Below are 16,447 nucleotides of genomic sequence, written 5' to 3' on the forward strand. Positions count from 1 at the left end.
TTTATTCCGCTGCGACGTTTTTATTGGCCGCTGCGCGCTTGCGCGGGGCAGGTTTGCTGCTGTTGGCGTTCATGAAGTCGATCACCAGCGGGCGGATGTTGTCACGCCAGCTTTTGCCGGCGAAGATGCCGTAATGGCCAGCGCCGGGTTCAACATGGCTGGCTTTTTTGCTGTCGGGCAGGCCGGTGCACAGATCCAGCGCCGCGATACACTGACCGGGGGCCGATATATCGTCCTTGGCGCCTTCCACGGTCTTGACCGCGACTTTGGTGATCTTGCCCATGTCGACCTTATGGCCATCAACCACAAATTCGTTCTTGGCGATTTCGCCCTTCTTGAACACACGGTCGACGGTCGACAGGTAAAATTCGGCGGGCATGTCCATAACGGCGAGGTATTCGTCATAAAAGCGGTTGTGGGCGTCGTGATCAGAGGCCTCTTTGCGCATGACGCGCTGGATCTGATCGTTGAAGGCCTGCGAGTGACGTTCGGCGTTCATGGACATGAACGATGTCAGCTGCAAAAGCCCCGGATAGACCAGTCGCCCAACACCAGCGTGCTTGAACCCGACCCGCTGGATCATGGTTTCTTCCAGCTGGCCCATGGTGACGCGGCGACCAAAATCGGTCACGTCGGTGGGGGTTGCGTCGGGGTCGATCGGGCCACCGATCAGGGTCAGCGAACGCGGCTGCGCGTCGGGATCCTGTTCGGCGAGATAGGCGGTTGCGGCCAGGGTCAGCGGAGCGGGCTGACAGACCGCGACAACATGGATGTCGTTTCCAAGTTCGCGCATGAAATCAACAAGGTACAGCGTATAGTCTTCGATGTCGAATTTGCCTGCCGACACCGGGATGTCACGGGCATTGTGCCAGTCGGTGACATAGACTTCGCAGTTGACGATCAGGCTTTTGACGGTCGAGCGGAGCAGCGTGGCATAGTGGCCCGACATCGGGGCAACCAGCAGCACGCGGCGGGGTTGTTCTTCGCGGCCATGCACCTTGAAATGGATGAGGTCACCGAAGTCTTTTTCGACAACTGTATCGATTTCGACCAGATGGTCCTTGCCGTCTTCACAGGTGAAAGTACGGATGCCCCAGTCGGGTCTGGCGTTCATGCGTTGGTATGACCGTTCCGTCACTTCGCCCCAGGCTGCCATCCAGTTGAAAACGGGGTTCGGCACCATGCTGACAGCGGGGTAGGAGGCCATGGAAAGCGCGGTTGCACCAAGCCACTGGTTGGTGTTTCGAACGGTTTCCATCAGGTCATAAGTCATCATATAGCGCATGTACTGCTCCTTCGTACTCGACCAATTTTGATCGGACCATTCGTCGCTTTGCCCCCCGACGCCCGCGACGTTATTCTGCGTAGCAGCAAGACTAGGGGGGAATCCTTAAAATGACAACTAGCGAAGACGGAAGCATTGTCGCGCCCGGCGAACACCTTGATAGGTTGTCCGAAAACCTTGAAAAAGTTGAAGGTTTATCGAAACGGCTGATCGAAGTGATGTCGAGCAAGACAGAGCATCATCCGGGTTTGGATGCTCCGAATCATGATTTGTTTGCAAAGGCAGCAACGGCGTACTGGAGCCAGGCGGTTCAGAATCCGAGCCGCATGCTGGAGCAACAGGTTGAATTCTGGGGCAAATCGGTGAAACATTTCGCCGACGCGCAGCAGGCGATGCTGGGCGGCAAGGCCTCGGCGTCTGAGGATGCCGGCAGTCGGGACCGGCGGTTTTCGAACCCGCTGTGGGACACGCACCCCTATTTCAACTTCATCAAGCAGCAGTACCTGACAAACGCCGAGGCGATCGAACAGGCCGTCAACAGCGTCGAGGACATGGATGAAAACGAAAAGCAGCGTCTCAAGTACTTTGCGCAGCAGATCGTCGATTTGATGGCGCCAACCAACTACCTCGCGACCAACCCCGACGCGTTGGAAAAGGCGATCGAAACGGAAGGCCAGTCGCTGGTTGACGGGATGGAGAACCTGATTTCGGATCTGGAAGCCAACAATGGCGAACTGATCGTGAAGCTGGCTGACGAATCCGCGTTCGAGATTGGTCGCAACATCGCGACTTCAAAAGGCGAGGTGGTGTTTCGCAACCGCCTTATGGAGTTGATCCAGTATGCACCGACTACGGACACCGTGCACGAGACCCCCATCGTTCTGTTCCCGCCCTGGATCAACAAGTTCTATATCCTCGACCTGAAAGAACAGAACAGCATGATCAAGTGGATCACCGATCAGGGGTACACCCTATTTGTGGTCAGCTGGGTCAACCCGGATCCCAGCCACGCCGATATCGGCATGGAAGATTACATCGAACAGGGCTTTCTGGCCGCCTTTGATGAGGTCAAGTCGATCTGCAAGGTCAAGCAGGTCAATGCGGTGGGCTATTGTATCGCCGGAACCACCCTGAGCCTGACGTTGTCTCTGTTGAAGCATCGCGGCGACAAGACCGTGAAGTCGGCGACCTTCTTCACGGCGCTGACGGACTTTTCCGATCAGGGCGAATTCACGCCGTTCCTGCAGGATGACTTTGTTGACTCGCTTGAAGCCGAAGCACGCGAAAGGGGCGTGTTGCGGTCTTATATCATGGCGCGCACGTTCTCGTACCTGCGGTCCAAGGATCTGATCTATGGACCGGCTGTGCGCAGCTATATGATGGGGGAGACTCCGCCAGCCTTTGATCTGCTGTTCTGGAATGGCGATGGGGCGAACCTGCCCGCCAAGATGGTGATCCAGTATCTGCGCGGTCTGTGTCAGGGCAACGAGTTCTGCGAAGACGGGTTCGAATTGTTCGGTCAGAAGCTGCATGTCAAAGACGTTGATGTGCCTCTGATGGCGATCACCTGCGAAACCGACCACATCGCCGCGTGGAAGGATTGCTATAAAGGTGTGCAGCAGATGGGGTCGCGTTCAAAAACCTTCGTTGTGTCCGAGTCCGGGCATATCGCTGGTATCGTGAACCCGCCTAGCAAGAAGAAGTACGGCCATTATCTGAACCCCGATCTGAAACTGGCGGCGGATGACTGGCTGGCCACGGCTGACAAGCACGAGGGATCGTGGTGGCCGATGTGGGAGAAGTGGCTGAAGAAGCGGTCAGGCAAGCAGGTTCCGGCCCGCGAACCGGGCGATTCGAAGCATCCGGCGCTGTGCCCGGCTCCGGGTACCTATGTGGTTGCCAAGCCAAAGGTCTGATTTTCTTGATAAACACAACTTTTTCTGCGGCGCAGCGTGATTTTCCTTGAAATGCTGCGCCGCAGCATGCATATTGATCTCAGATGAAGAAACACGGGGCAGGCCCGTACATCGCAAAGGATCAATCAGATGGCTAAGACACAAGATTTCACCGCAGTCATGAAAGACATGATGGGCGCATTCCCGATCGACACGACTTCCATGGAAGACGCGTTCAAAACAACCGCGTCGATGAATGAAAAGCTGTCGTCGGTTGCTCTGGAAGCAGCTGAAAAGTCGGCCGAAATTTCGTCCAAGTGGACCAAAGACACTCTGGCCAAACTGGCCGACATGTCGAAAGCCAAAGCCGAGCCGGCTGACTATGCCAAAGCCATGACCGATTTCGCATCGGCCACTGCTGAAGTTGCTGCCGAAAACATGTCCGCTTTCGCTGAAATCGCCAAAAAAGTTCAGATGGACACCGTCGAACTGGTAATGGCCGCTGGCAAAGACATCACCGAAGATGCAACCGCCGCTGTCAAAAAAGCGACCACAGACGTGACCGCTGCTGCCAAGAAAGCAGCTGCGAAGTAAGACCAGACACGATCTGCACCCACTCCTCCCAACCGGTGCAATCGCTGGGGTAGGTTCGAAAGAACCTGCCCCTTCTTCTTTTGGGGGTGCGTTATTTCACAATCCATTGAAACAAGCGCAACGGCAGGTGACGCCCGACCGTGAAAACCCATGCAAACGGGGCCGGGAAGTTGCTGGAAAACCTGCGGCTTGCCAGAAGTTTGACAACATGACGCGCGGCGGTGTCCGGGCTCATGATCTGGGGCATGGCAAAGCCGTTTTTATCGGTCAGTCTGGTGCGGATAAAGCCGGGGTTGGCAAGCTGCACGCGCACACCGGTTCCTTTCAGATCGACCCGCATGTTTTCCGCCAGATGCATCAACGCGGCCTTGCTGGCGCCATACCCTATGGCTCCGGGCAGCCCACGATGCCCCGCCAGTGATCCGATCAGCATGATCCGTCCCGACCTGCGCGCGGTCATCTCTGGCACCAGCCACGACAACACCCGCAGCGCCCCGGTATAGTTCGCATCCGTCATCTGTTCGGCGGTGTCCGGGCGCCAGGACGTGGCGGGCATCGGCTCGTACAGACCCACACAATAGATAACGCCGTCGACAGGACCGGCCAGATCGACGGCGGTTGCGACGCTGTTTGCATCCGTCACATCCATGGGAAGGGGGCGGGCGGATTTGCAACCGCTTGCGACGTCTGTCAGCTTATCTGCGTTGCGCGCGGACAGGATTAGCGTCGCCCCGTGGTCGTCTAGCGTCTGCGCAAGGGCAGCCCCCAGGCCTTCGCTTGCGCCGATGATCCACCAGGTTTGTCCGTCAAACATCGCTCAGGCCCTTTGCTTGGGGAGTTGGGTCAGGTTCAGACGGGCCACAAGGACAAGCGCCGGAAGCTTCAGAATACAGGGCAGGATCGCATAGGCCGCGTTCAACGTGGTCAGGGCCTCAGGCGCGTTCGGCCCGCCGGGCACGTATCCAACGACCTGCAGCAAGGGCAGAACCGTTGCGGCGGCCAGCGCCAGCGCCAGCTTGCTGGCAAAGAACCATGCGCCAAACCCGATGCCAGCTGGAAGGTCCGCGCGGGCCAGAAGGGACGAAAACATCGCGGGCAGGATCACCATATCTGCCCCCAGCGCCGCGCCGGAGACCACAGTGATCGCTGCAAACCCCCATGCCGACCCTGCGGGCAGCGCGGCTGTGAACACGAAAGATAAGATCGCCATCGACATGCCCACCAACAACACCGGGCGCGGGCCGAACCGGGTTGCAAGGCGGGTCCAGATCGGTGCACTGGCCCCGGCGGCGGCAAAGAACAGCACCAGATAGAGCCCGGCAAGGTCGGGCAGGCCAAGCCTGTCTTCGACGAAGAATAAAAACAGGCTGGAGGTGATGGCTACGGGCAGGGCGTTCAGCAGCGCGATCCCCAAAAGCCCGGCCGCGCCCGCCTTGCGAAAGTCACGCAGCGTCGGACGCGCTTCGATGGCCCGGGCTGAGCCGGTCCAGAAGCTGCGGCAGATCCACCATAACGCCACCGATGCAAGCGCCATGATCATGCCGAACATCGCATAGCCAGTCTGGACGCCAAAAAACGTGCCAAGCCCGGTTGGTAAAAGGGCGGCCAGAACGATCCCGGCCAACGTCCCCATTTCGCGTCGGCCTGCCAGTTTATAGTGGGCGGCGTCACCTGCGGCCTTTGCCCGCGCAACGCATTGGCCATAAAACAGGATCGTGCCCATGCTGAACCCCGTGAACAGCACGAAGAGACCGGCAATCAGACCGGGCAACGCGGGCTGCAGAGTGAACACAATGAAGAACCCAACCCCGGTGCCAAGGATCGATAGCCCGGCCAAATGCTTTTGCTGCGCCTGCAAATGATCGGCGGCAAGGCCCAGCAACGGGTCCTGAAACAGATCGATCAGCCGGAAGGCCAATAGCACCGCGCCCATCACGGCCAGACTAAGGCCGGTTTCCGTGGCAAAGCGCGGCAGATGGATGTAAAGCGGCAATCCGGCCGAGGCCAGAAACCCAGCCAGCAGAACAAGTTGCGGGCCGACAAGGGGCGCGCCCTTGACGTGTACAACCGATGGATTTGGGGCGGAAGCTGCTGTCATCCTGTTAAGTACGACCGGGCGGCCCCGATGGTTCAGAAAACAGGCCGATCACGCGGCTTTTCTTTTCTGCTGCGCTCGCATAGTGTTTCCGAGATGCATCGTGTCCGGGGAGGGATAACTATGGCCTCGCAAGATAAACCCTTGCTGATAAAACGCTATGCCAGCCGTCGGCTGTATAACACCGAAACCAGCGACTATGTGACCCTGGAAGATATCGCCGGGTTCATTCGCGAAGGCCGTGAAGTGCAGATTGTGGACCTTAAGACGGGCGACGACCTGACTCGCCAATACCTGCTGCAGATCATCGCGGAACACGAAAGCCGGGGTGAGAATGTTTTGCCGGTCAATGTGCTGAACGACCTTGTGCGCAGCTATATGGTGCCGGGCGGCGGGATGATGCCGCAATTCCTGCAAAGCTCGTTTGATATGCTGCGCGAAAACCAGTCGAAGATGATGGAAAACATGTCTTCGATTAACCCGATTGCCAAGATCCCCGGATTTGACGCGATGAAGGCCCAGCAAGAGGCGTTTTTGCGGGCAATGACCGGCGGCATCTCTGGCAGCTGGTCAGGGCCCGAGCCGAAAGACGACGACAGCACCGAAGGCGGTGAAGATCTGGACGATATCAAGAAACAGCTGGCCGATCTTCAGAACAAGCTGAGCAAGCTCAAGTAATACAAGGCCGCGGCGGGGTCATTCAGGCAAACCGGCGCGGCGCAATCCTTCAAGCCAGCGTTCGTGATCGTCCGGATAGCGGATCGGCACGATGTGACGGACTGTTGTTACTGTCAGGCCCGGCATGGCCGTCAGCAAACGTTGTACCGACTGTTTGGCGTTGTCGCCGCTTTCCAGCATGCCCAACGCGGCGGCCTCTTGCCGCATCAGCGACGCGAAACCCGGCGTTTCCCTAAGCCCCTCGCGCGCGTTTTCGAGACATTCTTCGTAGGCGCCTGACAAAAAGATGGCCGCGCCAAACCCGCCGCGCCAGAAGGGTTTCAAGGGATCGCGCGGGCTGAGTGCAACGGCGCACTCGTAGGCGGATTTTGCTTTGTCGTAATCGCCGGAAACACCATAGTAGGCAGTGATGTTGCCGTGGCCCATGGCAAGGTTGGGGTTCAGATCAATCGAGCGGAGCAAATGCTTTTCTGCCGCCTCAAAGTTGCGGGCAAAGGATTCCGACATACCCAGAATGGCGTGGGCATGGGCATTGTTGCTGTCCAGTTGCACCGCCTTTTCAGCAGATTGCTGAGCCAGCTTGATTTCTGCGGAGGTGTCCGTGCGCCAATAGTGCAGCATGGCCATGAGGTGGCACAATGCGAGCGTCGCGTGGGTCACACTGTCGTCGGGTTCAGTTGCCAGGGACTGGTTCAAGAGCCGCGTGGCTGTTTCGTTGTCGGCCCTGTTGAATTGACCCAGATGCCAGCGCGCGCGCAGAACCAAATCCCACGCCGATAAGTTTTCTGGGCGTTTGGACCGGGCTCGACGGGTTTCTGCGCCCATTGTCTCGGGCGCCACGGCGGTGACGATGGATTGCGTGATTTCGTCCTGAACGGCGAATACGTCGGTCAGATCCCGGTCAAACCGGTCTGCCCACAGATGCGCGCCGGTTTTGCCTTCAATCAACTGCGCGGTCACCCGAATGCGGGAGCCGGCCTTTCGAACGCTCCCTTCGAGAACGTACCGTACGCTAAGATCGCGACAGACCTGATCCACGCGCACAGGCTTGCCTTTATACGTAAAACTGGTGTTGCGAGCGATGACGAAGAAATCCCGAAAATGAGACAGGGCGGTGATGATGTCTTCGGCGATACCGTCGGAAAAATACTCTTGTTCGGGGTCCGTAGACATGTTGTCGAAGGCCAGAACAGCAATGGAGGCCTTACCTTCGTCGGATATCGGTGCCCTATTTGCTGACGCTTGATGCGCATGTTTTTCAGGATGCCATGCGAATACATTGACCGGGGCTGTGACGTTTTTCAGAGATTGCGGACCAAGGTCGTGGAACATGCCGCTGTTTGGAGAGCCCAGGCTTTGATGAACGATCCCGGAAATGCAGATGCCGCCCGGATCGGCAATGCCTTCAAGTCGGGCCGCGATATTGACACCGTCACCATAGATATCATCGCCGGAGCTGATTACGTCGCCCAAGTTGATGCCGATGCGCAGCTTGATGTCATCTGCTGTGGACCGCACAATCGAATTTTGTATCGCGATCGCACATGAGACCGCTTCGGCGACACTGGCGAATTCGACCAGCGCGCCGTCTCCCATCAGCTTCACCAGCCGACCACCATACTGTCTGAGGTTCGGGTCGAAATGACTGCGGCGAAAGGCATAATCCGGTTAAGCGCAGCTTGTTCGTTTTGCGCCATCAATGCTGTGAAGCCGACGATATCTGCTGCAAGAATGGCTGCCAGACGGCGCATGATGGCATGTCTCAGGTTTTTAGGTCAGATCGTTTTCAGTTCATCAGGTTTTGCGGAAATTGCCTATAGGGAAATCGCGGGTCATGGATAAGGCACCGGCGTGCACAGGGCGTCGCGGTCAAGCCACTCGAAGTAATCCGCGCGCAAGTGCCGGGCGACCGGACCCGGGGCACCGTTGGAAAAGTGTCGGTCATCGACCTTGGTGACCGGAATGACACCGCCACCCGAGGATGACAGGAACACTTCATCCGCTTGCCAGAACTCTTCCAACGGTAGGGCGCGGGTCTCAATGCCCATGCCCCGCGCGGCGGCCATGTCCAGCACGGTTTGCCGGGTGATCCCATGCAGCACGCCGTGATCCGAGGTCACGATGCGGTCGCCGAACACGGCAAACACGTTAAATCCGGGGCCTTCGGTGACGTTGCCGTCATGATCCAGAAGCATTGTGGTTTCAAACCCGCGATCCTTGGCCTCGAACAGGCCCGAGGTGAAATCCCCCCAGTGATAGTTCTTGACCCTTGGGTTCACGCTGTCTTGTGGAATGCGGCGCACGGTTTTGGCGATCCAGACCGAGGTGCCGGTTTGGGCAATCTCGGGCTTGACGATATGCACATACGGGACGCACCACGCATAGAAATGGTTGTCGCAATCGCGCGGGTCGCGGCTGCCGGGAACTGGGTTACGCCCTCGCGCGGCGACCATCGCGACATAAGCGTTTTGCAGACCCGAGGCCGCGACCATCTCGGCCAATGCCGTGCGAATGGCTGAGCGGTCCTGAGGTATCTCCATACGCAGGGCTTTGAGTGACGCCATGAACCGGTCGAGATAATCCTCTAGCCGGAAGAACGCGCCCTTCCAGACCGGAACCACGTCATAGCCGATATCGGAATGGGTCACGCCCCAGTCCGTGACGGGAATGGATGCGTCTGCAATTGGGATGATGCGGCCATTGATCCAGGCCGCGCCTTTGCTGAGATCTGTCATGCGGGCAGGGTGGCGGGCGCGTGCCGGAAACGCAAGTGAGCCTGTTGAACAATCCGGGCTGGGTGGGCAAGGTCGGGCTTTGGAAAAGGGGATCTGATGCGCATCTTGGCGATGGTTTTGGCACTCTATTGGGGATGCGGGTCCGTGTTGGCCGACGACGGTCGCACAGGCGCTTATGATCCCGGTCTGAATGCTATCTGTGCGCTTGGGCAGACCCAGTCCGACGGGTGTGCGGCGATCCGGGCGCGTCCCATTCTGGATGCCGCCAGCGCGCCCTGGAACGCGATCGGGCGCGTCAACTTTGCCAGTACCGATACGCGACAGCATTGCACCGGTACGTTGATTTCGGATCGGGTTGTGCTGACGGCGGCGCATTGTCTGTACAACGGCGCGCGCAAGCGGTGGGTTCCGCCCAGCAGTGTGCGGTTTCTGGCCGGGTACCAGCGTGGGACCGATATCGCGCATGCAAATGGGCTGCGATATATCCTGCCCGAGGGGCAGAGCCTGGATGCGGCCTTTGACGGCGATGAGGGGCGGGACTGGGCGTTGATTGAACTGGCCGCACCGGTTTCTTCAATCATCACGCCTTTGAAGTTCGCACAGTCGCCAGTGACCGGGCAAACCGTACAGATCGCGGGCTATGCCGGGTTGCGCCCGCATGTGCTGTCGCAGGCCAGCGATTGCGGGCCTTTGCGCGCGGCGTCGAGCGGGCTGATTTATGGCATTTGCGCTGCAATGCAGGGGGATTCCGGTGCGCCGGTGCTGATCAGGCAAGACGGGGAATTGAAAATCGCCGGGGTCTTGTCGCGGTTGGTGACATTGCGGAATGGCCAAGTCTGGAGCGAGATTATCCCCGTATCCCTTATCCGCACCGCACAAAAATAGGGCCACGAAACATGTCGCGGCCCCTAGGTCAGGGAGGTTCGTTTCAGGTGCCGTAGGCCGGGACCGGGCCCATCACCGTTTCAGCCGCTTCCAGCAGAATATCGGTGATCACGTCACATTCGTCTTTGGTCAGCCGCACAGGCAAACGCACATCACAGGCGCGCATCAGCATGGCGCGGGTCTGCGGTAATTCGGGCACGTCACCCAGAAACTGCCAGTTCCAGAACGCGCGGGCGTTGTCGGTGCTCAGGCCGAACACCTGCACTTTGACCCCGTTCGCAGCGGCGACATCAGCAAACGCGCGGGTTTCGTCATCGCTCATCCCGACAAGGTTGAACTGGATCGAATCCGGGGCGCGCAGTTCTGGGTCCAGCTTGTCGGGGACGGCGATATAGGCCGATCCGTTCAGGCGGGCGGCGACATAATCGTGGTTGGTGCGGCCATCACGCACCCGGCGCATCAGTTCAGGGATCTGCGGGCGGATCACGGCCGCACTCAGGTTGCTCATCCGAAGGTTATACAGTGGCAACTTGTTCTGCCAGCGCGCGAACGCGTCGACCAGATCGGTCGAATTGTCACCATGCGGACCTTTGTGCTTTTTCCAGGCGTGCTCATACGCGCCCGACATGATCACGGCACGGGCCACCAGATCGGCGTCATCCGTGATCAGAATTCCGCCTTCGCCAGCGTTGATCATTTTGTACGATTGGAAGCTGAAACACCCCACTTTGCCGATGGTGCCGATATTCTGGCCGTTCCACGTGGTACCCAGCGAATGCGCTGCGTCTTCGACAACCGGGATGCCACGCGCATCGCACAGCGCCATGATCGCATCCATGTCAGACGTGTGACCACGCATGTGGCTGATGATAACGGCCTGAACACCGTCCAGCTTGGCGGCGAAATCGGCCATGTTGACGCGATAGTTGTCGCCAACTTCGCACAGCACCGGCACGCAATCCGCATGCACGACCGAGGACGGCACGGCGGCAAAAGTAAACCCGGGGATAAGCACTTTGGCGTCGCGGGGCAGCCCAAGCGCCTTCAGCGACAAGAACAGCGCCGCAGAACAGGACGATACCGCCAGCGCGTATTTCGTACCGATCATGTCGGCAAATTCGCGCTCCAACAGGGAGACCGGCGCATCCTGCGCGGCGTTGTAGCGGAAAAGGTCGCCTGACTGCAAAAGATCATCAATTGCGGCGCGGGCGGCGGTGGGGATTGGCTCGGCCTCGTGGACGTTTGGAACCTGTCTCATTTTCGATTTCCTTAACTTATCCTTTGGGAAATATAAAACAAAGGCCCCGACACGCCAAGTGCTCCTGCAAAACAGGCTTAAAATGCGGTCATACAACGCACGAGTGTTGCGGGCAGGAAACAGGCTTTGAGGTCTGAGGCCCCGTCAGACACCCAGCCGGTCGCGCATGGCGTACCAGCTCATCGCCAATGCCAGCAGGGGTGAGCGGAACGTGGGGCCACCGGGGAATGGACCGACCGGCAAACGCGCCATGGTCTCAAAACCATCCGTTTCCCCACGGATCGCCAGCGCCATCAGCTGACCGGCATGGGTGGCGGTGCCGACGCCGTGGCCGGAATAGCCTGACGCTGACAGGATATTGGGCGCAACACGGGCCAGATAGGGCAGACGTTTCATAGTGATGGCCAGCGTGCCGCCCCATGCATAGTCAATGCGCACGTCCCGCAGATGCGGGAAAATCTGGCTCATAGGTTTGCGTACCAGTGCCGCAACGTCTGACGGAAAACGATAGCCATAGCTTTCGCCGCCGCCGAACAGCAGCCGTTTGTCGGCGCTCAGACGAAAGTAATTCACCACGAAATAACTGTCGGCGACGGCCACATCGCGGGTCAGAACCCTTTCGGCCTCAGCGCCCAGCGGCTCGGTCGCGGCGATGAAATTGTTGATGGGCATGACCCGCGCGGCCACCTTACGGTTCAAGCCACCCATATAGCCATTGCAGGCAAAGACGACGTGATCGGCAACCACGCGCCCCTTGTCCGTGCGCACCACGGCTGGCTGATGCTCTTCGACATGGTGCACCTGGGTGTTTTCGTAAATCTGCACGCCAGCGCCCCGCGCGGCCCGCGCCAGTCCCAGCGCAAAATTCAGCGGATGCAGATGCGCCGCGTCATGGTCCAGAATGCCGCCCTTGTAGACAGGCGAGGGGCACAAAGCCTGACACCCGGCCTGATCCAGAACCTCCAAATACTGATAGCCATATCGCGCGTCCAGATGTTCGGCATATTCGACCAGATGCCGTGCGTCGCCCACATCGGTTGCAGTCCAGGCCACGCCGGGCTTCAGTTCGCAGTCAATCCCGTGCCGGGCGATCAGATCCTTGACCAACGCCTTGGCATCTTCACCCAAATGCCACAGCTTTTCGGCGTCGGGATCACCGACCATGGTTTCCAGATCGTCCTGCGTCACCCGCTGTCCGCTGCCCAACTGCCCGCCGTTGCGCCCTGATGCGCCGAACCCGACGCGATGCGCTTCGACCAGCACAACCCGCATCCCGGCTTCGGCCAGATGCAGCGCAGCGGACAGTCCCGTATAGCCAGCACCGATGACACAGACATCGGCCTTTACCTCGCCCCGCAACGGAGCGAACGGTTCCAACTCTCGCGCGGTTGCTGCGTACCAGCTGGGCGGATATTTCCCACGTTGGTCATTGGAATAAAGCAGGTTCAGACCCATGAGCGTCTTATGTCCTTCTTCTCTTTGACAAATACTCCGGGGGAGTCGTCCGCAGGACGACGGGGGCAGCGCCCCCGCAGACCGGTCAGACGTTCAGCAACAGATGTTCCCGCTCCCAGGGGGAAATCACTTGCAGGAACTCTTCGTATTCCGAGCGTTTCACGATCGAATAGACCCGAGCAAAGTCCGGTCCAAGGATCTCGTGCAAAGTGGTGGCCGCGTCAAACAGCTCCAGCGCTTCACCCATGACCTGGGGGATGTCTCCGTCGCCGTCATAAGCATCGCCAAAGAATTGCTCGCGCGGGTTTTCTTTTTCGATCAGACCAAGATAGCCACAGGCGAGCGAGGCCGCGATACCCAGATAAGGGTTGCAATCCATACCGGCGATGCGGTTTTCGACCCGGCGCGCAGAGGGGCCGGAAAGCGGGATACGGATGCCGGTCGTGCGGTTGTCGCGGGCCCATTCCAGATTGATCGGGGCGGCGTGATCGCGCACATAGCGCCGATAGCTGTTCACATAGGGCGCCATGACGGCCAATGCGGCGGGCAGGTGCGTCTGCATCCCGGCGATGAAGTGATAAAACGCCTCCGTTTCGCTGCCATCGGGATTTGAAAACAGGTTCTGACCCGTGGCTTTGTCGATGATCGAGTGATGGATATGCATGGCCGAACCGGGTTCATTCGCAATTGGTTTGGCCATGAAGGTGGCAAAGCAATCGTGGCGCAGGGCGGCTTCGCGGATCAGGCGTTTGAAAAAGAACACCTCATCCGCCAGCTTGACCGGGTCACCATGGCGCAGGTTGATTTCCAGCTGACCGGCGCCGCCTTCCTGCACGATCCCGTCAATTTCAAACCCCTGCGCTTCGGCGAAGTCATAGATGTCGTCGATGACAGGGCCGAATTCGTCCACGGCCGTCATCGAATAGGCCTGACGCGCAGCGGCCGGGCGGCCCGAGCGGCCCATCATCGGCTGGATTTCCTTGCCCGGATCGACGTTGCGCGCGACGATGAAAAACTCCATCTCGGGGGCCACAACCGGCTCCCAGCCTTTGGCGTGATAGAGTTCCACAACCTGTTTCAGCACGTTGCGCGGGCTGAACGGGATCGGTTTATGGTCGCGATCAAACGCGTCGTGGATCACCTGAAGCGTCCAGTCCCCGGTCCACGGCGCGGCGGTGGCCGTCGTCATGTCGGGGACAAGGATCATGTCACGTTCGATAAAGCCTTCGTTCTCATCCGCCGCTTCGCCCCAACCGCCAGTGATGGTCTGGAAAAAGATGCTGTCGGGCAAGTGAAAATAGTCCTGCTTGGCGAATTTGGATGCGGGCACGGCTTTGCCGCGCGCGATACCGGGCAGGTCCGAGATGATGCATTCGACTTCGTCCAGGCGTTTGCCGTCCAGATAGGTTTGGGCGGCCTCGGGCAGGGTGTCCTTCCAGTCGCTCATGATGTTCTCTCTTTCTTGAGGAACGCTGCCATGAAGGCGGCGATATCTGCGGAATCAATGGGGGTTTCCAGCCGGGTTGCGGCGGCATCCAGCACCGGGTCGGGCACGACGCCACGGCCCCGGGTGCGGATCAGGCCGTCAACAAAATCGCTGGTGAATTCGGGATGTGGCTGGACAGTCCAGATTGTGTCGCCATAGGCCAGCATGGCGTTGTCGCAAAACGGGTTTGATCCGACCACCCGTGCGCCTTCGGGCCGTTCGGTCACCTGATCCTGATGCCAGGCGTTCAGTGTGACCTGTTTACCGTCAAAGTCATATTGCGTCGCGCCGATGGCCCAGCCGCCATCAAATTTCTCGACCTTTCCGCCCAACGCCTGCGCGATGATCTGGTGGCCAAAACAGATCCCGACCATCGGTTGGCCACGGGTATGAATGTCACGGATCAGATCTTCCAACGGTGGAATCCAGTCGTGCCCTTCATAGGCGCCAAAGCGCGAGCCGGTGATCAGCCAGCCGTCGGCGGCATCGGCCCCGTCCGGAAATACGCCGTCGACGACACTGTAGGTGTCGAAGTCTAACCCCTTGTCTGCCAGCAAGCGTCGGAAAAAGTCGTCATAATCCCCGGTCTGATCAATCAGAGTGTCGGGGGCGTGGCCGGTTTGGAGTATTCCGATTTTCATGTGTCACCGTTGGAGTCGTTCGTAACGTAGGCAGGGGCAGGGCGGCAATCAAGCCGCCCGCGGCGCGGCATCAAACCGTATCGAGATAGATCTCGGTGCGCTCTTCCGCAGACAGCTCGTCCATGAACTTCAGTTCCTGCCGTTTGGTCAGAACATAGTTTTGGATCAGGTCTAGCGCAAAGATGCGTTTCACCTGATCGCAGGTTTCAAACGCGTCGATGGCGGCTGCCCAGTCGCTGGGGATCTGCGGCAGGTCCGCAGTATAGGCGTTGCCGGTGATCGGCGGCTGCGGAGCCTCACCATCTTCGATCCCGTTCAGCGCGGCGCCCAGAACTGCGGCAACGGTCAGATAGGGGTTCACGTCACCCCCCGCGACCCGGTGCTCGATCCGCCGCGCGGCTGGATTGCCAGATGGAATGCGGATGGCGGCTGTGCGGTTTTCATAAGCCCAGGCGATGCCAGTTGGCGCGTGGGCCCCGGGAACCATCCGGTCATAGCTGTTGGAATGCGGGGCAAACAACAATGCGCTTCCCGGCATGGCCTTAAGGCAACCCTGCACGGCATGGCGCAAGGTTTCGCTGCCCTCATCGGTGCCATTATCAAAGACGTTGTTGCCGTCCTTGTCCAGCACCGAGAAATGCATATGCAGCCCGGATCCGGCGTAATCGGCATAGGGTTTGGCCATGAAACTGGCGGCAAAACCGTGGCGGCGGGCCAGCCCCTTGACTAGCATCTTGAACAGCCACGCATCGTCTGCCGCGCGCAACGCATCGTCCTGATGCATCAGGTTGATTTCGAACTGACCAAGACCCGCCTCAGAAATCGCGGTATCGGCGGGAATGTCCATCGCCTCGCAGGCGTCGTAGAGTTCGGTAAAAAACGTATCGAACTGATCCAATGCACGCATGCTCAGGATCTCACCGGCTTTGCGGCGTTTGCCAGACCGGGGCGACGGCGGCACCTGCAGCTTGCGGCCACTGTCGTCGATCAGGAAGAACTCAAGCTCGACCGCGACCACCGGGGTCAGACCTTTGGCAGTGTATCGCTTGACGACCTCGCTGAGGGCGTGGCGGGGATCGCCCATGAACGGGCGGCCATCTTCATGGAACATCCAGATCGGCAGGAAGCCGGTTGGCGTATCAAGCCAAGGCATTGGCATGAAGCCGCGTTCGGTCGGCAAAAGCACGCCGTCGCGATCGCCGCTGTCCATCACCAGAGGACTGTCTTCGATATCTTCGCCCCAGATATCGAGGTTCAGAACCGAAAACGGGAACCGGGTGCCATCTTCAATAACCTTGTCGGCGAAGCGCACCGGAACGCGTTTACCCCGTGGCTGTCCGTTCAGGTCTGCCGCCGCAACCCGGATCGAATGGACCGACGGGTTCTTTCGCAGCCAATTTTTGATGCGCAGATCGTTCTTCACGAGATCGTCTCACTCTC

The 16,447-nt window shown here is 59.1% G+C and carries 15 protein-coding genes; 4 read left to right on the top strand and 11 right to left on the bottom strand.

Features of this window, described 5'->3' with window-relative positions:
* Position 1: 1 nt before the first annotated feature.
* Positions 2-1,285: a polyhydroxyalkanoate depolymerase gene (gene phaZ, locus FOY56_RS06670; RefSeq protein ID WP_146345030.1), complete on the bottom strand. Its 1,284-nt coding sequence runs from the start codon at positions 1,283-1,285 to the stop codon at positions 2-4.
* A 110-nt stretch (positions 1,286-1,395) separates the two neighbouring features.
* On the opposite strand from phaZ, the gene FOY56_RS06675 reads away from it, so the two are divergent.
* Both FOY56_RS06675 and FOY56_RS06680 read left to right on the top strand, forming a co-directional pair.
* Entirely contained in the window at positions 1,396-3,201 is a 1,806-nt protein-coding gene (locus FOY56_RS06675) for a PHA/PHB synthase family protein (protein ID WP_146345031.1), read from the top strand.
* A gap of 129 nt (positions 3,202-3,330) precedes the next feature.
* A complete protein-coding gene (locus FOY56_RS06680) occupies positions 3,331-3,774 on the top strand; it encodes a phasin family protein (protein WP_146345032.1) in 444 nt (147 codons plus the stop codon).
* Between the two features lie 91 nt (positions 3,775-3,865).
* Here the strand turns inward: FOY56_RS06680 and FOY56_RS06685 are convergent, their stop codons facing one another.
* Both FOY56_RS06685 and FOY56_RS06690 read right to left on the bottom strand, forming a co-directional pair.
* Positions 3,866-4,588, bottom strand: coding sequence for an SDR family NAD(P)-dependent oxidoreductase (locus FOY56_RS06685; protein ID WP_146345033.1), 723 nt, complete (start codon positions 4,586-4,588; stop codon positions 3,866-3,868).
* Positions 4,589-4,591: 3 nt separating this feature from the next.
* Complete coding sequence (locus FOY56_RS06690) at positions 4,592-5,872, bottom strand: MFS transporter (RefSeq protein WP_146345034.1); 1,281 nt, start codon at positions 5,870-5,872, stop codon at positions 4,592-4,594.
* Between the two features lie 120 nt (positions 5,873-5,992).
* Here FOY56_RS06690 and phaR point away from each other — a divergent pair, with 120 nt between their 5' ends.
* On the top strand, positions 5,993-6,547 hold the full coding sequence (gene phaR, locus FOY56_RS06695; RefSeq protein ID WP_146345035.1) for a polyhydroxyalkanoate synthesis repressor PhaR: 555 nt from the start codon (positions 5,993-5,995) through the stop codon (positions 6,545-6,547).
* Positions 6,548-6,565: 18 nt separating this feature from the next.
* Here the strand turns inward: phaR and FOY56_RS06700 are convergent, their stop codons facing one another.
* The 3 genes from FOY56_RS06700 to FOY56_RS06705 form a co-directional block, all read right to left on the bottom strand.
* Complete coding sequence (locus FOY56_RS06700; protein ID WP_246139434.1) at positions 6,566-8,143, bottom strand: adenylate/guanylate cyclase domain-containing protein; 1,578 nt, start codon at positions 8,141-8,143, stop codon at positions 6,566-6,568.
* A 5-nt stretch (positions 8,144-8,148) separates the two neighbouring features.
* Positions 8,149-8,298, bottom strand: coding sequence for a hypothetical protein (locus FOY56_RS23525; protein WP_186766265.1), 150 nt, complete (start codon positions 8,296-8,298; stop codon positions 8,149-8,151).
* An 81-nt stretch (positions 8,299-8,379) separates the two neighbouring features.
* Entirely contained in the window at positions 8,380-9,282 is a 903-nt protein-coding gene (locus FOY56_RS06705; protein WP_146345037.1) for an aminotransferase class IV, read from the bottom strand.
* 96 nt (positions 9,283-9,378) lie between these two features.
* On the opposite strand from FOY56_RS06705, the gene FOY56_RS06710 reads away from it, so the two are divergent.
* Complete coding sequence (locus tag FOY56_RS06710) at positions 9,379-10,167, top strand: trypsin-like serine peptidase (RefSeq protein WP_146345038.1); 789 nt, start codon at positions 9,379-9,381, stop codon at positions 10,165-10,167.
* Between the two features lie 43 nt (positions 10,168-10,210).
* On the opposite strand, the gene FOY56_RS06715 is transcribed toward FOY56_RS06710, so the two are convergent.
* The 5 genes from FOY56_RS06715 to FOY56_RS06735 all read right to left on the bottom strand — a co-directional run bounded on the left by FOY56_RS06715 (position 10,211) and on the right by FOY56_RS06735 (position 16,412).
* On the bottom strand, positions 10,211-11,425 hold the full coding sequence (locus tag FOY56_RS06715; RefSeq protein ID WP_146345039.1) for a DegT/DnrJ/EryC1/StrS family aminotransferase: 1,215 nt from the start codon (positions 11,423-11,425) through the stop codon (positions 10,211-10,213).
* Positions 11,426-11,569: 144 nt separating this feature from the next.
* Positions 11,570-12,880, bottom strand: a complete 1,311-nt coding sequence (locus FOY56_RS06720) for an NAD(P)/FAD-dependent oxidoreductase (RefSeq protein ID WP_146345040.1) — start codon at positions 12,878-12,880, stop codon at positions 11,570-11,572.
* An 85-nt stretch (positions 12,881-12,965) separates the two neighbouring features.
* Complete coding sequence (locus tag FOY56_RS06725; protein WP_146345041.1) at positions 12,966-14,327, bottom strand: glutamine synthetase family protein; 1,362 nt, start codon at positions 14,325-14,327, stop codon at positions 12,966-12,968.
* Complete coding sequence (locus FOY56_RS06730; RefSeq protein ID WP_146345042.1) at positions 14,324-15,007, bottom strand: type 1 glutamine amidotransferase; 684 nt, start codon at positions 15,005-15,007, stop codon at positions 14,324-14,326. The genes FOY56_RS06725 and FOY56_RS06730 overlap by 4 nt, the downstream gene beginning before the upstream one ends.
* A 70-nt stretch (positions 15,008-15,077) precedes the next feature.
* Positions 15,078-16,412, bottom strand: coding sequence for a glutamine synthetase family protein (locus FOY56_RS06735; protein WP_146345162.1), 1,335 nt, complete (start codon positions 16,410-16,412; stop codon positions 15,078-15,080).
* Positions 16,413-16,447: the final 35 nt, after the last annotated feature.

Source organism: Falsiphaeobacter marinintestinus, from assembly GCF_007923355.1.
Taxonomy (GTDB): domain Bacteria; phylum Pseudomonadota; class Alphaproteobacteria; order Rhodobacterales; family Rhodobacteraceae; genus Phaeobacter_A; species Phaeobacter_A marinintestinus.

Coding starts and splice junctions, on each gene's coding strand:
- phaR (WP_146345035.1), top strand. CDS start 5,993: ATGGCCTCGCAAGATAAACCCTTGCTGATAAAACGCTATGCCAGCCGT.
- FOY56_RS06675 (WP_146345031.1), top strand. CDS start 1,396: ATGACAACTAGCGAAGACGGAAGCATTGTCGCGCCCGGCGAACACCTT.
- FOY56_RS06710 (WP_146345038.1), top strand. CDS start 9,379: ATGCGCATCTTGGCGATGGTTTTGGCACTCTATTGGGGATGCGGGTCC.
- FOY56_RS06720 (WP_146345040.1), bottom strand. CDS start 12,880: ATGGGTCTGAACCTGCTTTATTCCAATGACCAACGTGGGAAATATCCG.
- FOY56_RS06690 (WP_146345034.1), bottom strand. CDS start 5,872: ATGACAGCAGCTTCCGCCCCAAATCCATCGGTTGTACACGTCAAGGGC.
- FOY56_RS06700 (WP_246139434.1), bottom strand. CDS start 8,143: ATGGGAGACGGCGCGCTGGTCGAATTCGCCAGTGTCGCCGAAGCGGTC.
- phaZ (WP_146345030.1), bottom strand. CDS start 1,285: ATGCGCTATATGATGACTTATGACCTGATGGAAACCGTTCGAAACACC.
- FOY56_RS06705 (WP_146345037.1), bottom strand. CDS start 9,282: ATGACAGATCTCAGCAAAGGCGCGGCCTGGATCAATGGCCGCATCATC.
- FOY56_RS06725 (WP_146345041.1), bottom strand. CDS start 14,327: ATGAGCGACTGGAAGGACACCCTGCCCGAGGCCGCCCAAACCTATCTG.
- FOY56_RS06730 (WP_146345042.1), bottom strand. CDS start 15,007: ATGAAAATCGGAATACTCCAAACCGGCCACGCCCCCGACACTCTGATT.
- FOY56_RS06715 (WP_146345039.1), bottom strand. CDS start 11,425: ATGAGACAGGTTCCAAACGTCCACGAGGCCGAGCCAATCCCCACCGCC.
- FOY56_RS06680 (WP_146345032.1), top strand. CDS start 3,331: ATGGCTAAGACACAAGATTTCACCGCAGTCATGAAAGACATGATGGGC.
- FOY56_RS23525 (WP_186766265.1), bottom strand. CDS start 8,298: ATGCGCCGTCTGGCAGCCATTCTTGCAGCAGATATCGTCGGCTTCACA.
- FOY56_RS06685 (WP_146345033.1), bottom strand. CDS start 4,588: ATGTTTGACGGACAAACCTGGTGGATCATCGGCGCAAGCGAAGGCCTG.